The sequence below is a fragment of the Plesiocystis pacifica SIR-1 genome (assembly GCF_000170895.1).
GTDB lineage: Bacteria > Myxococcota_A > Polyangia > Nannocystales > Nannocystaceae > Plesiocystis > Plesiocystis pacifica.
This window is the reverse complement of the sequence record NZ_ABCS01000011.1, coordinates 86,293-111,999: the sequence shown is the minus strand read 5'-3', so window position 1 is coordinate 111,999 and position 25,707 is coordinate 86,293. Positions and strand designations below refer to the sequence as shown.

Here is a 25,707-nt window from a genome sequence, read left to right as displayed (position 1 = left end):
GGATGGCGCTGCTGCGAGCGAAGGATGACCGAGCGCAACTCCTCGACGATGAAGTGGGCCGTGATCGGCGGGATTGTCCTGGCCGTGGTGATCGCGGCGGCCCTGCTGTGGAAGCAAAGGGGCAGTGAGGGCCCCGAGGACGCCGACGAGGAGGTCGCGCAGACCGTGGATCCCGCGGAGGCCCTGCGCCGCAAGCGGGCGCTTCGCTCGTCCGCCGATGGCCTCGACTTCGAGGCGCCAGCGAGCATCGGCGGCCGCGTGACCCGGGCCGACGACGGCGAGGGCATCGAGGGCGCGGTGGTCCTGCTCTCGCGCAAGGGGGTGTTCCGCGGCCAGGCGCCCGAGGCCGGTGAGCCCTCGCAGCCGCTCATGGTCGTGACGGACGCCAACGGCGGCTGGCAGCTCGACGCCGTGCTGCCCGGGCGCTACCTGCTCTCTGCCACGGCTGACGGCTTCCTGCCCGGACAGCGCGCGGACGTGCAGGTGTTCGGGCCCAAGGCCAAGGACGCCGCGCGCACCTTCGACCTGGCCCTGCGCGCGGGCGGCAACCCGATCTCGGGGACCATCTCGGACATCGACGGCGGCCCCATCGAGGGCGTGCTCGTGCAGATCCAAGAGGCCGGCGGGGCCAACTTTGGCTTTCGCCAGGTGCCCCTGGCCGTCATCAGCGACGAGGAGGGGCGCTACTCCGTGTCCGTGGCCAACGGCCGCTACGCCATGTCCACGCTGCACGCGGACTATGTCGGCGACGTCCGGCTGACGGAGGTCCTCGACGCCGCGCGGACCGAGGACTTCCGCCTGGTCCCCGGCGGGACCATCGAGGGGGTCGTGCTCGCCCGGGCCGAGGGCGCCGAAGGGGGCAAGCCCGTCGCCGGCGCGCGGGTGACCTTCGCCGACTCGCGCATGGGCGGCATGGGCGGGTTCACGACCAACATCAGCCTCGACGGCTCGGTGGTCGTGACCGACGACGCCGGCCGCTTCCGCCTCCGGGGCCTGCGCTCGGGGGTGGTCAAGATCTCGGCGGCGGCGGCCGGCTACGCGACGACCAGCCCCGTCGAGGTCGCCGTGGGCATCGGCGAGCCCGTGTCCGGCGTCGAGCTGTGGGTCGACCGCGCCTACACCCTCTCGGGCTTCGTGGTCCCCGATGGCGACCCCGAGGGCGCCATCGAGGGCGTGCTCGTGGGGGCGTGGCAGCTCCAGCCGCCCGCGCTGCTCGTGGCCACGGCGCCGACGAGCAGCGACGGCTACTTCGAGATCCTCGGCGTGCCCACGGGCACCTTCCAAGTCGGCGCGGTCGGGGAGGAGAACCTGCTGACCCTGACCGGGGCGACGGCCGTGGTCCAGGACTCGGACATCACCGATCTGCTCATCGAGCTCGACACCGGCGTGCGCATCCGGGGTCGTGTGGAGCCGCCTCGGCAGGCCCGCATCGCGTTGCGCCCCAACCCCGAGGAGGCCAGCTTGGGCAACCTCGGCGGGATGATGGCCGACGGCATGGCCTGGGCCATCGCCGACGAAAACGGCGAGTTCGAGCTCGGGCCGCTGACCCCGGGCGGGGGCCTCAGCGGCGGCCGCCCCCTGACCCTGACCGCCGAGAGCGACGACGGCTACAAGGGCGAGCTCGAGGTCAAACTCGGCGGCGAGGACCTCGAGGGCGTGACCGTGGCCATGGAAAAGGGCGCCACGGTGGCCGGGACGGTGCTCGACTCCACCGGCGCGCCCCAGGCCGGCGTGACGGTCTCGGTGACCCCGGCGGACCCCGAGGGCCCCGGCGACATCCAGATGAACTTCGGCGGTCCGGAGACGGGCGCTGCGCCCACGGGCGAGGACGGGCGCTACTCCGTGCGCGGCCTCGACCCGGGCAAGCACCTGGTCATCGTCAAGGACAGCAAGGGCCGGGCGATGAGCTGGGCGCCCGGGGCCGGCCCCGAGCCCAAGGGCAGCGGCGAGGACGAGGAGGTCCAGCCCCTCGAGCTGAACATCGAGGACACCGTCAACGACACCTTCCTCGAGCTGCGCGTGTCGCCCCGGGACGGGCTCATCGAGGGCCAGGTCGTCGACGCCGACGGCGTCCCGGTGCCCGACGCCTTCGTGACCGCGGCCCTCGACGTCAGCTCCGACGCCTTCATGGCCGCCATGCGCCCGGGCCAAGAGGAGACCGAGACCGTCGAGGGCGTGACCCCCGAGAAGGAGCGGGCCGATCGCCGGGACTGGACGCAGTCGGCCTACTTCGCCGAGCCGCCGGTGCTGACCGACGAAAACGGCTTCTTCGTGATCACCGAGCTGCGCCGCGATCGCGCCTACAACCTCGTCGCCGAGGGCGAGCGGGGCGGCGCCCGGGCCACGCAGGACGGGGTCTCGCCCGGCGTCGGCGTGGGCACGCGGGTGACCCTGACCCTCGAGACCCTCGGCGGCCTCGACGGCAAGGTGCTCGCCAAGGGCAAGGCCGTGCCCAAGTACACCGTCGCGCTCAGCGGCTCGGTCTCGCGCACGACCCGGGTCAACGATCCTTCGGGCGAGTTCAGCTTCGACCGCCTCGACCCGGGCAAGTACGAGATCGTCGTCACCGCCGACGGCGGCTCGGCCACGACACTGGTCGAGCTCGGCGAGAGCTCCCGGGAGCGCGTGGAGCTCCAGCTCGACGCCTGGGGCAGCCTCGAGGGCGAGCTCATCAACGCCGCCGACGGCGAGGCCCTGCGCGGCATGGCCGTGCTGATGACCACCGAGAGCAACGCCTCGCGGGGGCAGGGGGGCATGGGCCTGCTGACGGGGCAGGGGCCCAAGACCGGCTACGACGGGCGCTTCGTCATCGACGAGGTGCCGCCGGGCAAGGGCACGCTGACCTTCATGGACCCGGACATCGACCTGGGCAGCGCCGCGGCCGTGGCCGTCGTCGACTTCGAGCTCGAGCCTGGGGAGACCCTCGACCTGGGCACCGTCAAGGGCACGCAGACCGAGTCCGTGCCCCGGGACGAGCGCGGCGACCTGGGCATGCGCGTGACCACGGCGACCTGGGACGAGCGCCCGCGGCCGCCGGGGACGGACCTCGAGGCGAGCGACGAGGAGCCCGATCCGGAGCCGGCCGAGCCGGGCAAGCCCGCGCCGGTGCGTCTGTGGGTCCGCTCCATCGACGTGGGCGGCGCGGCCGAGGACGCCGGGGTCGTGCCCGGGGACGAGGTCCTGACCATCGACGGCGAGTCCGTGGCCAGCCTCGGCGCCGGCACGGCGGCCCAGAAGCTCTCGAACAGCCGCGTGCGCGCGGGGCAGAGCGTCCGCCTGGAGCTGCGCCGGGACGGCGAGCGCCTCGATCTGAGCGTGAAGGCCCGGGCCAAGGACGAAAAAAAGGGAGCCGCAGAGGCGGCTCCCGAAGGCGAGCAGGGCTAGCGAGGGCTACTCGGCCGGCGCCGCGGCGTCTTCGGCCGGGGCTCCCTCGGCAGGCGCCTCGCCGGCTCCGTCCTCGGCCTTCTCGCACGCCTCTTCGCCCATGTAGTTGACGCTGCAGGGGTCCAGGCAGTCGTCGGGGCCGACGTAGTCGTCGCTGCAGGGGTCGTCGATGCGCTGGACGCTGGCGTCGCCGTTGGCCGCGGCGTCCCCCGCACCCGCGTCGGCCGGGGGCGCGTCGCCGCCGCCCATGTCCGCGGCCACCGGCGAGGAGGCTCCGCGCTCCCAGTCGGCCTGGAAGCGCACCGTGGTCACCGTGGGACCCTGGGTCCGGGTCATCTTGCTCTCGAGCGAGCGCAGGTAGTTGGCGCCGGTGTCGAACTGCACCGTGGTCGTCTCGCGCACGCGGATCTCGCTGGACCCGTCCTTGGTCGTGGTCGTCTCGGTGCGGTCGCGCTCGATGCCCAGCTGGGCGAAGGAGAAGTTGGCCTCGGTGTCCTCGAACATGCCCTCGAGGGCGCCGCGGTTGGTCTCGACGATGTACTTGCCGAGCTTGCCCTCGCGCCCGCGGGTGTCGCTGTTCTCCCAGGTGCCGCCGCCGGCGAGCTTCTCCTCCGGGACGACAAAAAACGCAGAGGTCAGGCCCTCGAGCACGGAGTCGAGCACCTGGGCCTCGGGGTCGGACAGCTCCGGAGGGGCGGAGGGCACGTCGAACACGCGGCCGCTGGGCTCGACGAAGAAGCGGATCGTCGCCCCCTCGAGGCGCTGCTTGGACTTTTGGGCGAACTCGTCCATGGACATCGGCATGCCGGGCACGACCCAGTCGATGTCGATGTTGGCGATGGTCGCCGCGACCAGGGCGTTGCCCTTCTCGTCGAGGCCGCGGACGACCAGCTGGACCGTGAAGCTCAGGGAGCGGTTGAGCTGCTGGCCGCGAGACGAGAGGGTCTCCCGCCGCAGGATCTTGCCGTCGAAGGTGGCCCCGGGCTGGAGGTCGTAGCGCAGCTCGACGCCGCTGGCGGGGACCTCGAGCTCGACGAGGTTGGCCTTCTTGCACCCGGACATCGGGGGGGCCACGAACAACAGAGCGGCCATGGGGAGCGCGAGACGAAGACCCCGGAGGAGGCGAGAGCGGAGCATGGCGCGCAGCGTAGCGGCGCAACTGGGCGCTTACAAGCGCGTCTGGGGTGCGTGAGGCAGGTCTGAAAGCGGGCTCTTCGCGCCCCGTTGTCGCTCACTTGGCTCCCTCCCAGCGCGCAGAGTAGCCTCCGGGCGCCGATGTCCGCCCGCGACGAGGACCTGTTCAGCCACGCCCGCCGCAGCGACCCGGCGCTGGTGCCCCTGGCCGAGCGCATGCGGCCCCGGGACCTCGACGGCTACGTGGGCCAAGAGCACCTCACGGGACCCGGGCGCCTGCTCCGACGCGTCGTCGAGAGCGACCGCATCCCGAGCATGATCTTCTGGGGCCCGCCGGGCACGGGCAAGACGACGCTGGCGCGGATCATCGCGTCGCGCACCGGCGCCCACTTCGACACCCTCTCGGCCACCGACGCGGGGGTCAAGGACCTGCGCAAGGCCGTCGAGCGAGCCCGCGAGCGCCGGGACTACCAGGGCCGGGCGACCCTGCTCTTCGTCGATGAGATCCACCGCTTTAACAAAGCCCAGCAAGACGCCCTGCTGCCCCACGTCGAGGCCGGCGTGTGCACGCTGATCGGCGCGACCACGGAGAACCCGAGCTTCGAGGTCAACGCGGCCTTGCTCAGCCGCGCGCGGGTCGTGCAGCTGCGCGCTCTGGGCATCCCGCAGCTCGTGGACATCTTGCGGGCGGCCCTCGAGCACGACGAGCGCGGCCTCGGCCGGCGCCAGGTCCAGGCCAGCGACCGCTTGCTCGGGGCCATCGCGCTGGCGTCTCAGGGCGACGCGCGGCGGGCCCTCAACAGCCTCGAGCTCGCCGTCGATCTGGTCCCGGACGCCGACCCAGACGCTGGGGAAGGGGAGGAAGGGACCGCCCGGGAGCTGAGCCCCGAGCTCGTCGCCGAGGCCCTCGGCCAGTCGCACCTGCGCTACGACCGGGACGGCGAGGAGCACTACAACATTGCGTCTGCGTTCATCAAGAGCATGCGCGCCAGCGATCCCGACGCGGCCGTGTACTGGATGGCGCGCATGCTCGAGGCCGGCGAGCCCCTCGAGTTCGTCGCCCGCCGCCTGGTGATCTTCGCGGCCGAGGACGTCGGCAACGCCGAGCCCCAGGCCATCGTCGTCGCCCAGTCCTGCGCCGACGCGGCCCGCTTCGTCGGCATGCCCGAGGCCGTCTTGCCCCTGAGCCAGGCGGCCGTATTCCTCTCGCTCGCGCCCAAGAGCAACGCGACCATCAAGGCCTACTTCGCCGCGCGCAAGGAGGTCCGCCGCCGGGGGCCGCTGCCCGTGCCCATGGAGATCCGCAACGCGGTCACCAAGCTGATGAAGCAGGCTGGCTACGGCAGCGGCTACCGCTACCCCCACGACCTCGAGGGCAACGTCGATCCGCGCCACCGCAGCCACTTGCCCGAGCGGCTCCGCGATCACCTGGGGCGGGGTGACGGCCGCCGCTACGTCCACTCGACGCGCTACGGCTGGGAGGGGCGGGCGGAGCAGCGCCTGGCCCGGCTCCGCGGCGAGCCGCCCCCCGGTGACAGCGGAGTCGACCCCAAGGCGAGGCCCGAGCCCGAAGTCGAGACTCCCAAGCCCGAAGTCGAGACTCCCCAGTCCGAACCGGACAACTCGAACACACCGCAATCGCAGCCCGGGCGTGGCGATGACGGCGAGGCCGAGAGCGGGTAAGAAGTCCCTCGTGGTTCGCCTGAGCGTCAACGTCAACAAGGTCGCTACCGTCCGCAATTCCCGGGGAGGAAGCGTGCCAAGCGTGGTCGAAGCCTGCCGGGTGTGCGTCGAAGCGGGCGCGCCGGGCATCACGATCCACCCGCGGGAAGACGAGCGCCACATCACCGCCGCGGACATCGGCGACGTCGCCAGCTTCCTCGCGCCGCACCGCGACCGCGTCGAGTTCAACATCGAGGGCGACCCCCGGCCGGCGCTCATGAAGCGGGTGCTCGAGGTCGAGCCCGACCAGTGCACGCTGGTCCCGGTGCGCCCCGGCGAGATCACCAGCGAGGCCGGCTGGATCCCCCAGCGCGACCGCGAGCTGCTCGAGCCGGTCATCGCCCAGCTCAAGGGCGCGGGCATCCGCGTGAGCCTGTTCGTCGAGGCCGAGAGCGCCGCCATCGACTGGGCCGCCGAGCTCGGGGCTGACCGCGTCGAGCTCTACACCGAGCCCTACGCCCGCGCCTTCGAGGCCGGCGAAGAGGCGGCCAGGGCCAGCTTCGCCCGCTACGTGCGCGCGGCCGAGCACGCCCACCAGCGGGGGCTGGGGGTCAACGCGGGCCACGACCTCGACCTGGCCAACCTCGGCCTGTTCGCCACGCTGCCGCACCTCGACGAGGTCTCGATCGGCCACGCGCTGATCTCCCGGGCGATCTTCGAGGGCCTCGACCCCGTCGTCCGCGAGTACCTGGCGATCCTCGAAGGGCGCGGAGTCGTGGACGTGGGGCAGGGAGGGCGTGGCGTCGTCCACGACGGCTCAAGGTAGGCACGGCCATGGCCCGCGTTTACTATCCGAGCGACGCGCCCTACGGCGCGGTCCAGACCGAACTGCAGGCCTCGCTGCCTGCCTTCGAGGCGCTGTTGACCGCGCTGGCGCCCAAGCGAAACCAGGCCGTCTCGATCGATCTTTCGGGGACGTCCAGCCCCTACGCGACGGCGCAGGTGTGGGAGGGCGGCTTCAGTTACGCCGGCACCTACCTGCCGCGGGCGGTCATCTTCGGCGACGACTTCTCGATTCACTACCCAGAGCACTACTGCTAGGGCGCCGGCCAGTGTGAGGCCGATCGGTCCCTGCTCGCGGCGAAGTAGCTGCCGTCTGAGGCGAAGCGCGTGTCGAGGACCGTACCTCGGTGCAGCTTCGCGGGCGCGCCAAAGCTCGCCTCGCCGACGGTGGCCTGGAGCAGTAGTCCGCCCGGACCGCTGCCAAGGATCCGCGAACCGTCGGGGGCCACGGACACGCCCAGGACGCGGAAGCCCCCGGGCTCGATGACCCCGAGGCTCTCGCCCGTGTCGACCTCGATCACCGTCACGCGCCCATCGCTGAGCAGGGCGAGGCGGCGGCCGTCCTCGGACAGGGCGTAGTCGTCGAGCTCGCGGGCGTCCTTGGGGTCCTGACGGTAGATCGGCGCGCCCGTGTCGATGGCCACGACCTCGACCGAGAACGGCCCCCACCCCCAGTCGTGGTCCTCGTCGTCGTCGCTCAGGTGGAGCACGGCGAGCCGGGGGCCGCTCTCGCCAGCGTCGAGGGCGAGGGCGTTGCGGTGGGGGCAGGTGCCGAGGCGGACCGGGAGCAGCTCGCGGGTGCCTTCGTCGAGGTCCATGTACGCGAGCTCGCTGGTCCGCGGCGGCGAAGGATCGCTGCAGTTGGACCAGTGCTCGCTCAGGTCGTAGGTGGCGGAGCAGACCACGGCGGTGTGGGTGTCGGGGACAAAAGCCAGCGGGACGTGTCCACGCTCGAGGTGCCGGTCGAGCTCGCGCAGCTCGGACTCGGGGCTCAGGCGCGCGTGGAAGAAGGCCCCGGGGGCGGCGTCGTGGGGCCCGCACTCGTCGTGGCCTTCTTCGAACAGAGGCGGGACGCCGATCAGCGCGTGGGCGCCGTCGCTGGACACGGCCAGGGCGTCCGGGGCGAGCTCGGTGCCGTAGTCGAAGGCCCAGCGTTGGCGCGGCTTGGGGTCGCTGGCGCCGTACTCGACGAGCTCGTCCGCGCCGCGGCTGAGGTAGAGGACGGGACCCTCGGCGCCCTCGCTCAGGCTCATCGCGTGGATCCAGGAGTAGGCTCGCGCGTCCTCGGACCCCCAGTTCGGGAGGCTCTGCGTCGACGCGCCCTTGGGCGTGACCAGGACGCGCGAGCCCTCGCTGACGTAGGGGGAAGGGTGGGCGTCCTCGGCCTCGCGCAGCGCGGGCTCGAGGGGCGCCTTGGTCGTCCCCGCGGCGTCGAGTCGCCAGGTCAGCACGCCCTCGTACTCGACGTAGTCGTCCTTGCCCGACCAGCCGCCGTCGACCTCCGCCTCGAGCGCGGGAGCGCCTTTGGGCCCGTCGACGAAGCGCAGGGCGTCGATCGTGGTGAACGAGCAGTAGTCGCAGTCGGCGTCGGGGATGCTGACCGCGAGCTCGCGCCGCTTCGTCAGCTTGCCCGCGCCGTCGAAGCCAAAGGCGCACAGCTTGCCCGGGAAGCCGTCCGTATTGCGGCCCACGACGAGCTGGGCCCCGTCGCTCGAAAAGGCCAGCACGGCCCCGCCGTAGACGGCGTCGGACAGCTCGCAGTCGAGGCGCTGGCCGTCGCGGGCGAGGGCGGTCTTGGGGTCCATGGGCGCGGCGACGCGCACGAAGTCGTAGGCGTGGTCGTCGTCTCCTTTCCGCCTGCGAGCGAGGACGAGCTCGTCTCGGGTGGGCGAGAGCGCCACGCCGCCAACATCGTCCACGCTGCGCGCATCCTCGACGCGCTCGAGGCCGTCGAAGACCCGCGCGCCGCCCTCGTAGAGCAGCACGGCGACGCGCTCGGAGCCCCGGTTGCAGACCAGCTCGTCGATCTCGCACGCCTCCTCCCCGCACCAATCGTTGGCGATCCGCGGGGCTTCGAGGGCGAGGCTGTCCCCGTCGACGCGCAGCCGGGTGAGCGCGCCGTCGTAGCTGGCCACGACGACGCCCGCGGCGCTCTCGCACATGGCGCTGACAGAGGTCGCCATGAAGGGGCTGGCGCCCGGGAAAGGCTCGACCGGGTCGGAGGCTCGGGCGGCAGCGACGTCCCACAAACGCACGGAGCCGTCGGCGTAGGCGACCACGAGGGGCGCCTCGCCGGGGGCGCCCTCGCCGAGGGCCAGCCAGGTCTCGACCTTCGCGCCGAATTCGGGGTGGGCGTAGTGGACGACGCCCTCGGTGCTCGCGGGGGTGTCGGTGATCTCGCCCTCGTCCTCCGCGCTCACCTCGTTCGAGGTGTCGGCAGGGGCAGGTTCAGGCGTGGACCGTGCCGGCTTCGTCGCGCACGCGACCAGGCCGAGGCCAGCGAGCAGTGCCAGTCGATTGCGGCTCACGACCCATGATAGCCGCCGACAAGGAGCGCGCAGTGCTTCCTCCCCACGCCCCCCCGACTCCAGGGCTGTGAACGACCCCTCGCCCCCTTCAGGGGGCGAAGAAAGCCCCCGCAGAGGCACGAACCCCATTGCCGACCAAGCCAAAGCGGAGGAGCGGAGCGACGAAGCGCCCCCGGTCCGAGACGCCCGCGGGGGCAAAGCAGCGCTCAGCCGCCCAGCTCGTCGATGATGCCCTTGACGCGCTCTTGGTCCCGCTGGCGCCCGGGGACGAGCTCGAGGTAGCGGCGGTAGTGGACCTTGGCCTCGTCGGGGTGCTCGAGCTCGCGCTCGATGTCGCCCAACAAACGATGCAGCTCGCCGATGTCCGGGGCCAGGGCCAAAGACACCTGGGCCGCGGCGAGGGCCTCCTCGGGCCGGCCCAGGCCGAGGAGCTCGCGGGCGTAGTCGATGCCCTCGAGGGCCTCGCCGTAGTCGCGGTACTCCTCGGAGTAGAGCAGGCGGTCGGCGCCAAAGTCCGCGAGCGCGGCGGGCCGGCTGCCCTGGCGCGCGAGCAGGTGGCGCAGGTCGAAGGCCCGGTAGCGCCCGAGGTTGGACGGCCCCTCGGCGACCCACAGGACCATGGAGGTGGCGTCGACGACCACCGACTGGGTGGTGTGCAGGTTCTCGAGGGCGTTGCGGTTGCCCAGGCCGAGCTCGGCGTTGTCGAGGCCCCGGCGGTCGCGGAGGATCGACACGGCGTCCTCGGGCTCGAAGGTGCCCGGGGCCTTGAGCAGCTCGGTCAGCCGCTCGAAGCGGTAGCCGCTCGAGGTCGTGCGCCGGATCCGGTCGTTGTGCGCGTCGGCCTCGAAGACCTCGCGGATCATGTGGTCCGTGGCCCAGATGGCCTGCTCGTCGTCGCCCCGGAGCACCCGCGCCTCGTCGCGCTCGGCCCGGGCCGAGGCCTCGAGGATGACCGCCTTGCGCTGGACCCCGTCGCCGATGAGCACGATGCCCGCGGTGCGCAGCTCGGCCTCCTCGAGGATGGTGACGGCCTGCTCGAGGGTGTCGGCCTCTTCGAGGACCTGGCGCAGGACCAGGGGCAGGGGCACGGAGTTGGCCTCGCTGGCGTCGTCGGTGCGCGCCGGGTTGGCGGCGACGAACACCCCGCGGGCGTTGATGCCCGTGACCACCCCGACCAGGCCCGCCCAGCCCACGGACACGAAGGGGTACTTGCCGTCGGGGTAGTGGAAGGCGACGACCCGGTCGGGCTCGAAGTCCGGGCCAAAGTCGACGCTCAGCGTGCGCCCGATGACCAGGTTGCCGGCCTCGACCCCGGAGTTGGTCGCCCGGGGGGTGACGGCGAACATGCTGCCCTCGACGACCACGTCCTGGAGGCGCTGGGTCAGGTCGAAGAAGCACTGGTAGAGGAACAGGCGGTGGTAGGGCTCGAGCTCGCTGTCCTCGTCCTCGGGCAGGGCGGCGGCGAGGGCCGAGAGCTCCGTGCGCGTGCGGTGGGGCAGGGCCGCGTCGGCGCCGCGGTAGTCCCAGCGCAGCAGCATGAGCTCGGCCCAGCTCTCGATCCACCCGTGGTAGCGCCCGTCGAGGGTCCCGCGCACGCGGTCGTCGATGGCCCGAAACAGCCTCCCGGCGAGGCGCCCGTGGGCGTCGCCCATGTCCTCCGGGGAGCCCTCGAGGTGCAGCACCCACAACCCGCCGCGACGGGCCAGCCACGAGCGCCCGTAGTCGACCCGGCGCCCGGTCTCGTCGACGACCAGCTCCTGCTCTTGCAGCTCGATCTCCGCGGGCTCGAGGTCCGTGTAGCCGACGTAGCCCGAGTAGGCGAGGGCGGCGATGATCGAGAAGATGCCCCCAACCACGACCAGGACCCGCAGCAGCGCGAGCACGCTGCGGCCCTCGGAGGCCTGACTGAAGGATGGGCGGGTAGCCATCGGCGGCGAGTTATAGCCTCTGGGGGCGAGGCGGCGAAGGGGCGGGGCAGGGGAGCCTCTCTAGAGCGCCCTACGGGTGAGCGCGACGGGATGTTCGCGCTCGCCCGTGATGATGGTCATCCGGGCCAGCGCTCGAGTCGTCTGCGGCGCGGGCGTGTCCCACGGCGCTTGCGCGAGCTGCGAATCCGCGGGCTCTAGCGGGTCTTCGGGCAGCCGCAGTAGCGCGCGCGATCGAGGGAGTTCGCGTCGCCGTTGGGGCGCTCGTCCCAGGGCAGCAGGGCCTTGGTCACGGGCCCGAGCACCGGCGTCAAATCGGCGCCAGCTTTGGTCCGCAGCGCGCAGCCGATGACCTCGGCGATGGCCAGGACCCGCATGGCCGCCTCGATCTGCACCTCGAAGGGGTGGATGACCCGGCGCAGCTTGTCGTCCCGGGCGTACTGGGCCGACAGCCGCAGGTAGCCGTAGCGCCCGTCCCGTTGCTGGGCGACGGTCAGGTACACGCACGCCGGCTCGCTCCCGGAGCTGTCCATGGCCAGGCCGCCGTCGTACCAGTTGGACTTGCAGGCGAAGGGCGTGAACGAAAAGTCCGCGGTGTGCTGGATCTCGGCGTCCATGGCCCGCGAGACGTAGAGGGCCTTGGGCTGGCCCTGGGCGCTGCCGCCTTCGAGGATGTAAAACAGCGGCTTTTGGTCGCCCGCGTGCTCGTAGGCCAGGAAGATGGCCACGGGCACGAAGCGGCGGCCGCGAAAGCGCGCTCCGCTAATCAGCTCGACGTGCCCGACCGTGGGCTCGCTGCCGAACTCGTCATCGTAGGCGTTGACCACCTCCTCCACGGAGAACAGCAGGTGGTCCTTGGCCTCGATGGTGCCCAGCCAGGTGCCGATGAAGGCCGAAGCGCTCGGCTTGCGCTGCGGCAGGGTCACGCGCACGGCCTGGCAGCGGCCGGTGAACTTCGAGTGGATCGGCTCGGTGCGGTCGTGCTCCGCCTCGATGGCGTAGATGACGTGCTTGCCCTTGGCGTGCCAGCGATCGATCTCGGTCCAGCCGCGCCGGGCGAGGATCGGCGGCCCCGCGGACTCGGTGGTGACTTCCCAGGGCTCTTGGAGCAGCTCGCCGACGCCGCCCAGATCGAGGGGCAGGTCTGTGGCCTCTTTGCCGGGGGCTTCGAGCTTGGAGGGGGTGAGCTTGGGCGCCTTCAGCTTGGCCTTGATGCTCTCCGCGTCGAGCTTGCTGGCCTCCTCGTCGGTCTTCTCGAGCGGCTCTTGCTTGGGCGGGTCGCCCTGGAAGGGGTCGTCCTGCTGCGCTTGCTCTTGCTTGGGCGGGTCGCCCTGGAAGGGGTCGTCCTGCTGCTCTTGTTCTTGCTTGGGCGGGACCCCAGGGAGCGGTTTGTCTTCGACGGGGTCGTTTTGAACGGGCTCGTCCGGGCTGGGCTCGTCCTGCTTGGGGTTCTGAGCAGGGTCCTGGTTCGGGTCCGGAATCTGCGGGTCGTCCCAGGGCGACTTCTCCTCGACCTTCTTGCCCACGCCGACGTGCGAGAAGGCGTCGTTGTCACTCTGGCGCAGGGCGTCGATGTGCGGCGCCACCTCGGCGGCCGTCGTGTCCTCGAAGCCGGGCAGGGCGTGGCGCAGCAAGAGCGCGAGGTGTTCGGGATCGGTGAGGTCGAGCTCGGTAGCCATCGTCCCGACGGTTTTATCGCAAAACGCGCACACCGAGCAGGCTCGAGTGTACGCGCAGCGTTATCGTCGGCGTGACCGCCCGGCTACTTCTCTCCCGGGGATTTGGAGCTACTGGGAGCAGCCCGAGTAGCCCTGGGGCTTGCCTCGGTGCGGCGGCTCGGTGATCCAGTCGAGGGTCGAGCGCCCGAGCTGGGCGAAGCCCCGCTCCCACAGCTCGAGCTCGCAGCCCATGCCTTGCGCGATGGCGAACACCCGCATGGCCGCCTCGATCTGCGTGGTGATCGGCCAGTAGACGGGCCCCGGCTCGACCACGGCGTAGCTCGCCGTGATCTGGATGTAGTGCTTCTCGAAGTCCTCATCGAGGGCGATGTTGATCGACAGCAAGCTGGGCTCGGTCTTGGCCCGGTTCATGATCAGCCGGCCCTTGTAGATGTTGTTCACCCGGGCGAAGGGGGTGAACAAAAACCCCGCCGTGTCGATGATGGTCGCGTCGAGGGCCTCGGCCCAGTAGAGCTTGGCCGGGTTGCCCTGGGCGCTGCCGCTCTCGTAGACGTAGAAGATGGGCACGTCATCGTCGGCGTGCTCGTAGGCGAGGAACACTGACAGCGGCGCGAAGCGATCGAGGTCGTGGTGGCGCGCGCCGGTGATCAGGTCGACGCGCTCGACCTTGGGCCGCCGGCCAAAGCGCTCGGCGTGGCCGGCGACGATCTCCTCGATCGAGAAGGCGAGGTGGTCGTCCTTCTTGACCACGCCGTAGTGGGTCCAGATGGGCTGCGCGGCCTCGAGGGTGGGCGGCAAGGTCACGCGCACCGCTTGAGCGTGGCCGACGAAGTCCGAGCTGAAGGGCTTGGTCCGGTTGTGCCGGGCGGTCACGGCGTAGAGCGTGTGCTTGCCCCGGGCTTCCTCTTGCAGGCGCGCGACCTCGGTCTCGGCGTCGGTCGGGACGAGGGCCTTCGAGTCGGCCTCGACGGGCTGATCGCCCTTGGCTCGGGCCTCGTCCGAGCGGGCCTTGGCCCGGCTGCGACGCATCTTTTCGCGGCGGGCCTCGAGATCGGCCTCGTCGATCTGTTCGCCCGGGAAGGCGCGATCGAGGACCTTCTTGAATCGGCCGACGTCATCGACGAGCTCGGCCACGAGATCGCCCATGGCGCTTGGATGTCCAGGCGGGAGGGATGATCGGTCGGACACGGCGCGGAACATTAGCAGGAAAGCCCATGAGGGGGCGATAGCGACCGCCTCAGCGGCACCGTTGCATGCGTCATTCGCAGCTTTGATCCACCAAGTTGCACCGGCCTGGCCTGCCCGCCGCGGTGTCTCCAGGCGAGCGCCCGTCGATCCGGGGGAGGAACATCGTCCCCAAACCAGAGGTGGGTGGCCCGTCGGCGTGTTAGTGTGCTCCCCATGGCGCCTGCTCGGGGCCCGGATGCGGCAGACGACCACCACCTGGTCGACACGGGTGACGCTCTGCGTCAGGACACGCTCACGATCACGCGGGGAGCGCTCGGGGGACAGCTGCGCACCAACAGCCCCGTGACGCCGGCCGGGCTCGACACCATCGCGGCACACGGGATGTCCGACGAGCCCGCCCTGTCTCCAGGTGAGACGCTGGGGAAATTCCGGGTCGAGCGCCAGCTCGGCGCGGGCGGCATGGGCCAGGTGTTCGCCGCGATCAACCTCGAGACCCACGACCTCGTCGCGCTGAAGTACCTCGAGCGGACCAGCGCGAGCATGCTGTACCGCTTCAAGCAGGAATTCCGGGCGCTGGCCGGGGTCCAGCACCAGAACCTGGTCGAGCTCGGCGAGCTGGTCGTGCTCCCAGACAGCGCGACCTTCTTCACCATGGAGCTCGTCGACGGCGTGTCCTTCGATGACTACGTCCGCGGGAAGACGCCGATCGGGGAGCTGCCCAACCTCTCCCGCCTGCGCCGGGCGCTGCGCCAGCTGGTGCTGGGCGTGCGCCACCTGCATCAAAACGAGTGCATCCACCGGGACCTCAAGCCCTCGAACGTGCTGGTCACCCCCGACGGGCGGGTGGTCGTCCTCGACTTTGGCCTGGTCCAGGATCACTCGGAGGCGCAATCCGACGACCCCGACGACCAGATCATGGGGACGCCGGCCTACATGTCCCCCGAGCAGGCGGGGCTCGAGCGCGCCGGCCCTGCGGCCGACTACTACGCCGTCGGCGTGATGCTGTTCGAGTGCCTGTCGGGCAAGCGACCGTTCCGCGGCACGCTCACGCACCTCTTGTTCGCCAAGCGCGAGTTCGATCCGCCGGACGTCACCGAGGTCGTCAAGGAGGTCCCCGAGGACCTCGCCGATCTGTGCCGGCGGCTGCTCTCGCGCTTCCCCGAGGACCGCCCCCGGGGCGCCGAGATCCTCGCCATCCTCGACGGGGCCGACCCCGAGGCGCTCGACCCGAGCATGTCGATGAGCATGTCGATGAGCATCTCGGCGAGCCTGTCGAGCAGCATGCTCGGCAAGACCCAGTTCGTCGGGCGCAAGGCGGAGATGACCATGCTGCGGACGGCCTGGGCCGACTGCAAGGTCAACAGCCAGCTCGTCACGGTGCACGTCCGCGGCCGCAGCGGCTACGGCAAGTCGGCGCTCATCCGCCACTTCATGAGCCAGGTGCGCCATAAGGAGGGGAGCGCCGCCGTGCTCTTGCGCGGGCGCTGCCTCGAGCGCGAGTCCGTGCCCTACAAGGGCGTGGACGCCGTGGTCGACGCGCTCAGCGTGCACCTGCGCCAGCTCCCCCGCGAGGCGCTCATCGAGCTCCAGCCCCAGCACCCGGCGGCCCTCGTGCGCCTGTTCCCGGTGCTCGGCGACCTGTGGGCCGCGGACCACGGGCGGACCGTGGGCCTCGAGCCCCACGAGCTGCGCCACCGGGCCTTTGCGGCGCTGCGCGAGCTGTTCTCGGGTCTGGGCCGGCGCCGCCCGACCATCGTCTTCATCGACGACTTCCACTGGGGCAACGTCGACAGCGCCAAGCTCCTCAACGAGATCCTGCGCCCGCCGGGCGGCCCCCCGGTCTTGATGATCGTCTCCTACCGCGACGAGCTCCAGACCAGCGACACCCTCCAGGCCCTCAACGCCCCGACCGCGCTGTGGGGTCGAGACGTCCGCGAAGTCTTCATCGGGCCGATGTCCGAGGAGGACACGCTGCACCTCGCCCGCGCCCTCATGGGCGAGGACTACGACGAGGAGCGGGCCCGGGCCTACGCCGCGGGCTCGGCCAACAACCCGTTCTACTTCGAGCAGATGATCTACGGGGTCTCGGCCGACGGCACGAGCCCCGAGCAGCTCGACCAGCTCGTCGTCCGCCGCATCCTCAAGCTCGACGCGGACAGCCGCCGGCTGCTCGAGTTCGTCGCCGTCGCGGGCGGCCCGGTGCCCCGCGCGGTGCTGTTCGAGGCCGCCGACATCCCCAACGCGGCCCAGCTCCTCCCGGCCCTGCGCGACGCCGAGCTGCTGCGCATGCGCGGCTCGTCCACGGCCGGCCGGGCCAAGCTCGAGACGGCCCACGACCGCATCCGCGAGGCGACCGTCGGCGAGCTCGATCCGGACCGCCTGCGCGAGATTCACCTGCGCCTGGCCCAGGCCCTCGAGCGCGCGGGCGCCGACGCGGAGAGCCTCGCGGGCCACTTCGACGCCGGCGGCGCCCGGGCCAAGGCCGTCGACTACTACGAGCGCGCCGCCGAGCAGGCCGCGAACTCTCTGGCCTTCGAGCGCGCCGTCAGCTTGTTCCGCAAGACCGTCGAGCTGTTCGAGGCCGAGGGCCTCGCCGCGCAAGACGGCGGGATGGACCGCATCACCGACCTGCGCGAGGGCCTGGCCGACCAGCTCATCAACGTCGGGCGGGCCCACGAGGCCTCGCAGCTGCTGCTGACCCTGGCCGAGCACACCGAGCGCGAGGAGCCCGCCCGGGCCCGCGAGTTCCGGCGCGTCGCGGCCGACCAGCTCATCAAGACCGGCCACGTCGACGAGGGCCTGCAAGAGCTCGACGCGCTGCTGCGCACCGTCGGCATGCGCATGCCCGTGGGCAAGGCCGCGGCCATCTCGGGCCTGGTCTGGGAGCAGACCCGGGTCAAGATGCGCGGCTTCGACTTCAACCAAAAGTCCGCCGCCGAGGTCGACGCGCGCACCCTCGACCAGATCGACACCTGCTGGGCCGTGGTCAACGGCCTGTCCACGCAGGAGGTGCTGCTCAGCGTGATGTTCCACCTGCGCATGCTCCGGCTCTCGCTCAACACGGGCGAGCCCAGCCGCGTCGCGCGGGCGCTGGCCTACCAGTGCGTCATCGAGGTCGCCGGCCGAGACTGGCGCCTGGTCGAGGAGCACCTGACCGTCGCCCGCCGCCTCGCCGCCAACATCGACGACCCCTCGCTGACCGCCTTCATCGACGTGTGCGAGGCCAGCGTGCACTGGTTCGAGCGCCGCTACCCCATGAGCACCCGGCTCCACACCAAGGTGCTCGAGAGCTCCGAGGGCATGCCCGGGACCGCCTGGCAGCGACGCACCGCGACCATCCATCACCTCTACACCATGGTGATGAAGGGCGAGTTCAAGGAGTTCCGCGCGCGCTCGCGGGGCATCATCGAGGCCGCCCGCGAGTCCGGCGACATGCAGGCGATGATCGAGGTGTCCTCCTTCGAGTCCATCGTCCGGGTGCTGACGGGGGACTCCGAGGGCGCCCACGCCATCTTGGCCGAGTCGATGCGCGACTGGAACCCGGGCCGCTACCTGTTTGGCGACGTGTGGGCCTACTACGGCAAGGTCCGCGCGCTCATGCTCGACGGCGAGCCCGAGGAGGCCATCGAGCTGTCGACGACCACCCTGGCCCAGATGAAGAAGACCTTCCTGGACCAAAACGCCCTGTGCCGGACCAACGTCCAGGAGCTCTACTGCCGGGCCCTGCTCGTCGGCGCGCTGCTGCGCAACAGCTCCACCTACGCCCGCAAGTGCAAGCGCCTGGCGGGCAAGCTGCGCGCCGTCAACAACCCGGTGCTCACGGCCCACGTGGCCAACATCGAGGCCGGGCTGGCGTCCATGAGCGGCAACCAGGACGAGGCCATGGCGCGCTGGTCCGAGGCCTCCAAGCTATTCGAGAGCCACCAGATGGCCGGCCACGTCGCTGCCACGCGCATGCGCCGGGCCCAGGTGCTGGGCGAGCAGGGCGACGGCCCGCGCCTGCTCGCCCAGGCCGCGGCCTACTTCGACAGCCAGGACATGGTCGACGAGCACAAGCTCGACGGCTTCCTCAACGTCGTCGCGCCAGCTCGGATGACGAAGCTGACTAAAAAATAGCTCGGTCGTGTGACAACGGGCGATGGCGAAGGCGGGCGAAACATCGATTCGAGCCGCGCACGCGGTGAGCCTCGGGCAGCTGCTCGACGACGAATATGGGATCGCAGCCGGGGAGCTGTTTGGGCCGCTCGGGTGGACCCTCGACGCACTGGCGACGCCGAGCGCCCGGCTCACCGCCGCCCAGGCCGGAGAGCTGCTCGCGCGGGCGGTCGAGCTGACCAAGGACCCCGGCCTCGGCATCCGGCTCGGCGCGCGGGCGCCGGTCCCCATCCTCGGGCTCATGGGCTTCGCGCTGATGACGTCGGCGACGCTGGGCGACGCGCTCCGGCAGTTGGTCGAGCTGTTGCCCGCCCAAAGCGACGCCTTTCGCCTGGACTTCGTCTCCGGCGAGGGCCAGGCCACGCTCTACCTGTCGGTACCGGGGGACTTTGGGCGGTGCCAGGACATCGCGCTCGTGGCGAGCATCGTCGGAGTCCAAGGGGTCGCGTCGCACCTCACCGGCCGCGTCGTCCCGATCGTCGGCGAGCTCGCGGTCGCGGCTCCCGAGGGCTGGCGGGAGGTTGGGCTCCCCGAGGGCATGCGGTGCACCTTCGACGCGCCCGAACACCGCGTCGTGTTCCGCACCGAGGACCTGGAGCGCCCCGTCGTCTCGGCCGAGCCGGTGGCCAACCGCCTCATCGTCGGGCAGGTGCGAGAGCAGCTCGCGCGCCTCCCCGAGGGCCAGTCGTTGGCCGAGCGCTCGCGCAGGCTGCTCGAGGACGAGCCCCGACTGCGCAGCGCGGCGCAGCTGGCGAGAGCCCTCGGGGTGTCCGAGCGCGCGCTCCGGAGGCGACTCGCCGAGGCGGGCACCTCGTTCCGGGAGCAGCGAGACGCGGCGCTCCGGCGCCGGGCGATCGCGCTGCTCGAGCAGCCGGAGATCAGCCTCTCGGACATCGCCGAACGGCTGGGCTTCGCGGACAGCCCCTCGTTCTCCCGGGCCTTCGCGCGCTGGGTCGGCGAGCCCCCCGGACGCTTTCGCAAGCGACGAAATCCATGATGGCCAGTCCGGTCAATTTCTTGGCCGGCTGTCACAATGCCGCGACCCGATCGGCTCCCTAGTCTGACCTCAGCGCCACGAGGCGCGAAAGGAATCAGACGATGCCCATCAACATTCGTATCCCGCTCTCGGCCGCCGCCTACCTCGTCGCGGGGCTCGGCCTGAGCGCTTGTGATCCCTGCCTGCCCGGCGACGAGGAGCCCTCGTCGAGCTGTGAAGAGGACGAGCGCGAGGTCCTCGTCGGGACCCGCGCCCAGGCGCGGATCATCGCCGCCAAGGCCTACGTATACGGCTTCCCGCTCGTCTTGAACGAGCGGACGCGACAGGTCTTCACCGCGGTGCCCGAGCCGAGCCCAGACGGCGCGCCGATGAACCAGCTCTCTCACGCCGTTGGGCTCCCCGACGCCAGCTTCCGGACCGTGGTCCGGCCGAACCGCGACACGGTCTACTCTTCGGCGTATTTGGACCTTTCGGCAGAGCCCCTGGTCTTGAGCGTCCCCGACGTCGAGGGTGATCGCTTCACGCTCTTCGCCATGCTCGACGCGTGGACCAACGCCTTCGCGGCCCCAGGGACGCGCACCAACGACAATCAGGCGACGACCTACGCCATCGTCGGTCCCGACTACGACGGCCCGATCCCCGACGAGCTCACCCCCATCCGCGCCCCGACGGACCTGGTGTGGATGATCGGCCGGATCGAGGTCTTCTCCGAGTTGGACATGGCCAACGTGGCGGACATCCAGGCCGAGATCGACCTGCGGCCGCTCAGCGCCTACGGCGGAGGGTACACGCCGGCTCCGGGGGTGCCTGACGACGCCATCGATCGGGAGACGCCCCCCCTCGAGCAGGTGCTCTCGATGAGCGCGAGGGAGTTCTTCGGCGAGCTCGCCGAGCTCCTCGCCGCGCAGCGCCCGTCCGTCGACGACGCCCCCCTGCTGGAAGAGCTGCGCGCCATCGGCATCGAGCCCGGGGGCTTCGACTACGACGCGCTCCCGCCACACATCCGCGAAGGGCTCGCGGAGGGGCTCCCGACCGGGCAGAACATCATCGACCTGGCAAAGGCCGACGTGGGGCTGCCAGGCAGCCCCTGGAGCCCCTCGGCGGACGTCCCGCTCGGCGACTACGGGACCGAGTACCTCACCCGGGCCGTGGTCGCGCAGATCGGGCTGGGCGCGAACCGCCGCGAGGACGCCGTCTACTTCAACGCCTCGCGGGGGCCGCTGGGCGGGCAACTCGACGCTTCGAAGCGCGAATACTCGATCCACTTCGAGCCCGGCGAGCTGCCGCCAGTCGGCGCGTTTTGGTCCATCTCCATGTACGACTCGGAGGGCTACTTCGTCGACAACCCGATCGACCGCTACGTCGTCGGCTCGCACGAGGCCCTCGAGCTCGGCCCCGACGGATCGTTGGACATCCGCATTCAGGCGACGGCGCCCCTCGACGCGGCCGCGTCGAACTGGCTGCCGGCGCCCGAGGGGCCCTTCGAGCTCACGCTGCGCGCGTACTGGCCGTCGGAGGCGATCATCGACGGGTCGTGGACGCCGCCCACGGTCCTGCCGCTCCCATGACGCTGGGTACTCGCGCCTGTGCCAGCGGGGGCAAGGTAGAGCTCAGCTGCCCAGCAGCGCCTCGATGCGTTTGATGTCGAAGCCGCGCAGCAGCTCGCCGCCGACGTCGATCATGGGCACCGAGCCCATCGGCACCCCCGCGGCCTTGGCCTTCGCGGCGAGCTCGGCCTGGGCGCCCGGGTCCTTCTCGATGTCCTTGGCGACGTACTCGATGCCCTCGCGCTCGAAGTAGGCCTGGGCCTTGGAGCAGACGCCGCACCACTCGGTCTTGTAGAGGATGACCTCGCCCTTGGGCGCCGGCTGGACGTCGGGGAGCTCGAGATCGCCGGGCAGCTCGACCTTGGACGAGCGGCCGTCGCCGAGGATGAGCTCCTCGAAGCGCTCGCGGGGCACGGCCTCGAGGGCGAACTTGCCCTCGCCGTCGGGCTTGGACAGGTTGCACAGCCAGACCTTGCCCGCGGGCGCCCGGCGGCCGAACACGTTGACCGCGACCAGGCCCCGGGCGTTCTCGGGGACCTCCTCGACGGCGCTGCAGTCGGCGAACACGCCCCGGTCGCCGGCGTAGGTGAGCACGAACTGGTCGGCGCCGGGGTCGAAGGCGGGGGAGTCGTCGGCGGCGGGCTCGGCCTCTCCGAGCAGGCGATCGGCGGGCTTGGGGGCGTCCTCGGAGGCCTGGGGAGGCTTCTCGGGGCCGCAGGCCAGGGCGCAGGACAAGGCGAAGGCGAAGGGCGCGAGCAGTCGGAGGCTCGTGGGTCGCATCAACGAGGGAGTATGGCGCTAGTTCGGCGCTCGCGGCAAGCGGAGCGCGACGACGGGGCGGACCCGCAGCTCGCCACCGTGCTTGGCGGCGATCCGCCCGACCAGGGCCAGCCCGGCGAAGGACACGGGGATCGCCGGCTACATCGTCGGCGACGACGAGTACGGCGGCGGCAACCAACCAGGGCCCGCGGACGGCGACCCACCTGATCCTCACCGCGCCCCTGGGCGTGCTCGAGGCCGGCACCATCGCCTTCGAGCCGCCGCTGCCCCGGGCCAAGCGCGAGGCCATCGAGGCCATGGGCGTGGGCAACCTCGAGAAGGTCGCGCTCGTGTTCGAGGCCGCGTTTTGGGCGAGCGAGGGCCCGCGCCAGCTTCACGCCTGGAACCGGCGCCGCCGAGCTAGCGGCCCTCGCCGCCCCCGTCGGGCGCATCGGCTTTGTCGGCGAGCACACCCACGAGGGCCACCCCATGACCGTCCACGGCGTCATGCTCAGCGGCATCCGCGAGGCCAAGCGACTCGGCGTCGGCCAGATCCTCATTCCGGGCCTCGAGGGCTGGGCCTAATCCTTTGGCGACGCGCAGGTAGGCCTGCAGGCGCTCTTCTTCTCCGAGCGCCTCGCTCCCACCTCTGTCCTTCGCACGGGCCGCGAGCGAGGTCCGAAAGTCGTCGGGATCCACGGTACACAGCCCCAAGCCCGAGCACAGCGGGCAGGGGTAGTACCAAAAGCGTGCGCAGAACACACAGCTGTACTGTGGCATGGTTTCTTCCTTCTAGGTTCGCAGAGCACTCTAGTCGCCCGCAGTTTAAATGCAATCACTTTTAATGATGTGTTGCCTTTTAAAAAGCACCCTGCCGCCCATCCGTGGAGGCGTGAACGCGGCCTACAGGCAGCGATTCGGGCGCTCACCCCTCACATCGTCATGCTCGCTCAGCCTCGACTGACATCGCACGAGCACATATCAATCGGACTCAGTCCGCCACATCATCGCGTTCAATGGGGACATCCTTGCCGCAATGCTCGTCATGTTGCGGTCAATGGGCACGGCGCGAGCAGTCGGAGCTCGAGGGCCGCGTCAGCGAGGGTCGTGATGTCCAGGTCGCGGGACGGTATCCTGTGCCTGCCATGCGCGCAGAATTCGCCATCGCCATGATGTTCACCGCAGCCGTGCTCTGGGGCGTCATCGCCTACTTTCAACACCGCGGGCGCGCCCGCGCGAGCGCTGAGCGTCGGGGAGCGGGAGCGGGCTTGGGCAGCCCCGACCAGCGCGCGGCGAGCTTGCTGCGCGAGCTGATCGCGGGGACGATCAGCGCGGCCGAGGCCCGCGAGCGGTGGCCCGAGGGCGTGTCCGAGCCCGCGGCGGTGACCTACCTAGACTACTTCGACCAGGGGCTGGACCACCAGGGCATGCGCGACCCGGGCTTCGACGCCGTCGTCGCCGGCCTCGCGGATCGCCTGGAGCGGCGCGCTAAAAGGTGACCCCCACGTCGAACACGAAGCGGCCGTTGCGGTCATCGGTGGGCCCCACGTTGTAGACGCCAGGGATCAGCACGGCGTAGCCCAGCGCCATCGTCACGATGTTGATGTCCAGCTTGATCGCGTTGACGCCGACCGAGTGCCGGAAGTCCCGGCGCAGGTCGAACTTGTCCCAAAACTGCGTCAGCACGCCGAAGTCGTAGAACACCGAGTGGGCCAGGGCGCCGCCGAAGATGTCCTTGACCGAGGTGACCTGCAGGGCGATGGAGCCGATCGCCCGGATGTGGCCGCCCTGGGCCCGGGGGCGGATGACCGTGCCGCCGTAGGGCAGGGCGACCTCCTCGAGGTCGACGAGCATGGTCTCCGGGAGGATGCCGCGCAGGCCCAGATCGGTGGTGCCGCCGGCGTAGTAGCGCCACACGTCGGGCACGGTCTTGGTGTTGACGGTCTCGCCGCCAAAGCCGGGGCCGGAGAAGGGCACGAGCTGGCCGTAGCGCAGGGTGTAGCGGAAGTTCAGCCGCTCTTGGGTGCGCGGGATGGGGATGAAGTGCTGCCAGCTCAGGTCGATGCGCGTCCACCAGTCGTCGCCGCCGAGCCAGGGCGAGGCGAGCTTGATGTCCATGGTGGCCATGAAGCCCTCGTAGGGGTTGAAGGGGTTGTCGACGCGCTGGAGCACGACGCCGGTGTCGATCAGACCGGTCAGGTCGGAGACGATGCCGCCGCCGCGGTTGATCCACCCGGCGTTGCTGCCCGCGAGCGGCTTGACCAGATCCTTGCTGACGTTGGCGTACTGGATGAGGTAGCCGGCGTAGAAGGTCCAGTCCTGGAAGCTGCGGCTCAGGCGGATCGAGCCGACGATGCTCGAGACCACGCCGCGGGCCGGGGTCGCGCGCTGCTGGAAGCGGCCGTTGATGTCCAGGTCCAGCGCGGTGTCGAACACGTGGCGGCGGGTCAAGGTGCCGGCGCCGAGGCGCTCGTAGCAGTCCTGCCCCGAGCACAGGTCGCCGATGCCCTCGGAGATGTCGAAGCCGTAGCGGCCCTCGAGGTTGAGGTCCCAGGCCGTGCCCGCGATGTTCGGGAAGCTGGGCTCGGCGAACACGTAAAAGGGGTTGAGGGTCGCCGCGCCAAAGCCAAAGTCGACGGCCATGGTCACGTCCTTGGCCTCCTCGATGGCGATGAGCTGGTGGACCTGGCAAGGCGCGGCCTCGTCCCAGTGGCAGCCGACCGGGTAGGGCGTGATGGTCACCGTCCGGGCGACGCCGGTGGCCTCGATGGACGCGGCCGAGCGATCGGCGAGATCCTGGCTGTAGGCCTGGCCGGTCTCGAACTTCAGCTCCCGGCGCAGCACGTAGGGCTGGGTCTTGAAGTTGCCGCGGAACAGGATGTCCCCGAACTCGCCCTTGCGGCCCTCGTAGACGTTGACGATGGGATCGACGGTCGCCACGGAGTCGCGGGAGCGATCGGAGCACACCTGCGCGGGCAAGTTGCGGGCGCCGCGGATCTCGTAGCGGTTGCCCCGGCGGTCGGTGTAGCCCCAGGTCAGCTCGGCGTCGGCGACCGCGAAGCCGCTGTTGCGGTAGCCGCGGACGATGGCGTTGCGAGCCTCGCGGTCGAGGCTGGGGGTGACCGAGACGCCGCCGGGCTTTTCGTCTCCAGGGCGGCGCAGGGGCCCGCCGCGGAGTATTCGCGGCGCCCCCCAGAACACCTCCTGGGACTCGAGGTCGCGGCGGTCGAGGCCTTCGACGTTGCGCGAGAAGGGGATGCGCTGGTCGAGGTAGCGGACCTCTTCGGTCGCGCTGGTGACCACGCGGGGGCCCGGGCGCACGCGGAAGCGGACCCAGACCTTGGCGCTGTCCTCGGCCAGGATGCCCTGGAGGCCGGCCGCGTCGAAGTCGTCGAGCCAGCTCGGGCTGCCGCCGTTGTCGAGCAAGCTGGCCACGTTGAGCACGGCCTTGACCTGCTCCTCGGGCTTGGCGTCGAGGGCCTCCTTCCAAAAGGCCAGCTCGATCTCGACTCGGGCGCATAGGTAGCCCTCGGCGTTGTAGGCCCCGACCAGCGCCTGGATGTCGGCGAGGGCGTCGGCCTCGGTGAAGCGCCCGCTCCGACGCAGGGCCCGCTCGTCGTCCCAGCGCTTCTCGATGCGCTTGGCGGCGGCGGGGAGCAGCTGCGCCGGGCGGATGAGCTCGAGGTCGGCGACCTTGACCTTGGGGCCCTCGCGGATGTCGAAGCGCAGCTTGTCGATGCTCTTGAAGTCGAGGTAGGAGCCCTCGACGGAGGCGAACAGGTAGCCCTTGCTCTGGTAAAAGGCGCGCAGGTTGGCCGACTCGCGCCGGGCCGCGGCCGGGGTCGCGGGCTCGCGGCGGTTGAAGAGCTGGAGCTGGGCGCGGAGCTGGGCGTCGCTAAAGCGCAG

At 71.0% G+C, this 25,707-nt stretch carries 15 protein-coding genes and 1 pseudogene; 9 read left to right on the top strand and 7 right to left on the bottom strand.

Features of this window, described 5'->3' with window-relative positions; translation table 11 throughout:
* Window positions 1-24: 24 nt before the first annotated feature.
* Window positions 25-3,384, top strand: a complete 3,360-nt coding sequence (locus PPSIR1_RS07890) for a carboxypeptidase regulatory-like domain-containing protein (protein ID WP_006970495.1) — start codon at window positions 25-27, stop codon at window positions 3,382-3,384.
* 6 nt (window positions 3,385-3,390) lie between these two features.
* On the opposite strand, the gene PPSIR1_RS07885 is transcribed toward PPSIR1_RS07890, so the two are convergent.
* Window positions 3,391-4,521: a hypothetical protein gene (locus PPSIR1_RS07885; RefSeq protein WP_157595310.1), complete on the bottom strand. Its 1,131-nt coding sequence runs from the start codon at window positions 4,519-4,521 to the stop codon at window positions 3,391-3,393.
* 138 nt (window positions 4,522-4,659) lie between these two features.
* Between PPSIR1_RS07885 and PPSIR1_RS07880 the strand changes: the two genes are divergently transcribed.
* From PPSIR1_RS07880 to PPSIR1_RS07870, 3 genes are read left to right on the top strand one after another with little or no spacing between them, the layout of a single operon-like run.
* Window positions 4,660-6,201, top strand: coding sequence for a replication-associated recombination protein A (locus tag PPSIR1_RS07880; RefSeq protein WP_006970493.1), 1,542 nt, complete (start codon window positions 4,660-4,662; stop codon window positions 6,199-6,201).
* A 10-nt stretch (window positions 6,202-6,211) separates the two neighbouring features.
* Entirely contained in the window at window positions 6,212-7,006 is a 795-nt protein-coding gene (locus PPSIR1_RS07875; RefSeq protein ID WP_045115590.1) for a pyridoxine 5'-phosphate synthase, read from the top strand.
* 8 nt (window positions 7,007-7,014) lie between these two features.
* Window positions 7,015-7,281, top strand: coding sequence for a hypothetical protein (locus PPSIR1_RS07870; protein WP_006970491.1), 267 nt, complete (start codon window positions 7,015-7,017; stop codon window positions 7,279-7,281).
* Here the strand turns inward: PPSIR1_RS07870 and PPSIR1_RS07865 are convergent.
* The 4 genes from PPSIR1_RS07865 to PPSIR1_RS07850 all read right to left on the bottom strand — a co-directional run bounded on the left by PPSIR1_RS07865 (window position 7,278) and on the right by PPSIR1_RS07850 (window position 14,301).
* Window positions 7,278-9,443, bottom strand: coding sequence for a WD40 repeat domain-containing protein (locus PPSIR1_RS07865; protein ID WP_006970490.1), 2,166 nt, complete (start codon window positions 9,441-9,443; stop codon window positions 7,278-7,280). The genes PPSIR1_RS07870 and PPSIR1_RS07865 overlap by 4 nt on opposite strands.
* A gap of 314 nt (window positions 9,444-9,757) precedes the next feature.
* A complete protein-coding gene (locus tag PPSIR1_RS07860; RefSeq protein WP_006970489.1) occupies window positions 9,758-11,479 on the bottom strand; it encodes a C45 family autoproteolytic acyltransferase/hydrolase in 1,722 nt (573 codons plus the stop codon).
* A 194-nt stretch (window positions 11,480-11,673) separates the two neighbouring features.
* Window positions 11,674-13,155, bottom strand: coding sequence for a proline-rich domain-containing protein (locus PPSIR1_RS07855; protein ID WP_006970488.1), 1,482 nt, complete (start codon window positions 13,153-13,155; stop codon window positions 11,674-11,676).
* Window positions 13,156-13,263: 108 nt separating this feature from the next.
* Window positions 13,264-14,301: a DUF1365 family protein gene (locus tag PPSIR1_RS07850; protein ID WP_006970487.1), complete on the bottom strand. Its 1,038-nt coding sequence runs from the start codon at window positions 14,299-14,301 to the stop codon at window positions 13,264-13,266.
* Window positions 14,302-14,556: 255 nt separating this feature from the next.
* On the opposite strand from PPSIR1_RS07850, the gene PPSIR1_RS07845 reads away from it, so the two are divergent.
* The 3 genes from PPSIR1_RS07845 (at window position 14,557) to PPSIR1_RS07835 (ending at window position 21,063) form a co-directional block, all read left to right on the top strand.
* Window positions 14,557-18,459 carry a serine/threonine-protein kinase gene (locus tag PPSIR1_RS07845; protein WP_086001115.1) on the top strand — a complete coding sequence of 1,301 codons (3,903 nt, stop codon included), beginning with the start codon at window positions 14,557-14,559 and terminating at the stop codon, window positions 18,457-18,459.
* Between the two features lie 64 nt (window positions 18,460-18,523).
* Window positions 18,524-19,495: an AraC family transcriptional regulator gene (locus PPSIR1_RS07840; protein WP_006970485.1), complete on the top strand. Its 972-nt coding sequence runs from the start codon at window positions 18,524-18,526 to the stop codon at window positions 19,493-19,495.
* Between the two features lie 101 nt (window positions 19,496-19,596).
* Window positions 19,597-21,063, top strand: coding sequence for a DUF1254 domain-containing protein (locus PPSIR1_RS07835; protein ID WP_006970484.1), 1,467 nt, complete (start codon window positions 19,597-19,599; stop codon window positions 21,061-21,063).
* A 42-nt stretch (window positions 21,064-21,105) separates the two neighbouring features.
* Here PPSIR1_RS07835 and PPSIR1_RS42120 read toward each other — a convergent pair whose 3' ends face one another.
* Window positions 21,106-21,822, bottom strand: coding sequence for a glutaredoxin domain-containing protein (locus tag PPSIR1_RS42120; protein ID WP_006970483.1), 717 nt, complete (start codon window positions 21,820-21,822; stop codon window positions 21,106-21,108).
* 170 nt (window positions 21,823-21,992) lie between these two features.
* Here PPSIR1_RS42120 and PPSIR1_RS51175 point away from each other — a divergent pair.
* A pseudogene (locus tag PPSIR1_RS51175) lies at window positions 21,993-22,184 on the top strand (FAD-dependent oxidoreductase); the annotation flags it as partial.
* A 762-nt stretch (window positions 22,185-22,946) separates the two neighbouring features.
* The gene (locus PPSIR1_RS07825) at window positions 22,947-23,300 is read left to right on the top strand and encodes a hypothetical protein (protein ID WP_006970480.1); all 354 of its coding nucleotides are present in this window, start codon (window positions 22,947-22,949) and stop codon (window positions 23,298-23,300) included.
* Here PPSIR1_RS07825 and PPSIR1_RS42115 read toward each other — a convergent pair.
* Window positions 23,290-25,245: a BamA/TamA family outer membrane protein gene (locus PPSIR1_RS42115; protein WP_006970479.1), complete on the bottom strand. Its 1,956-nt coding sequence runs from the start codon at window positions 25,243-25,245 to the stop codon at window positions 23,290-23,292. The genes PPSIR1_RS07825 and PPSIR1_RS42115 overlap by 11 nt on opposite strands.
* Window positions 25,246-25,707: the final 462 nt, after the last annotated feature.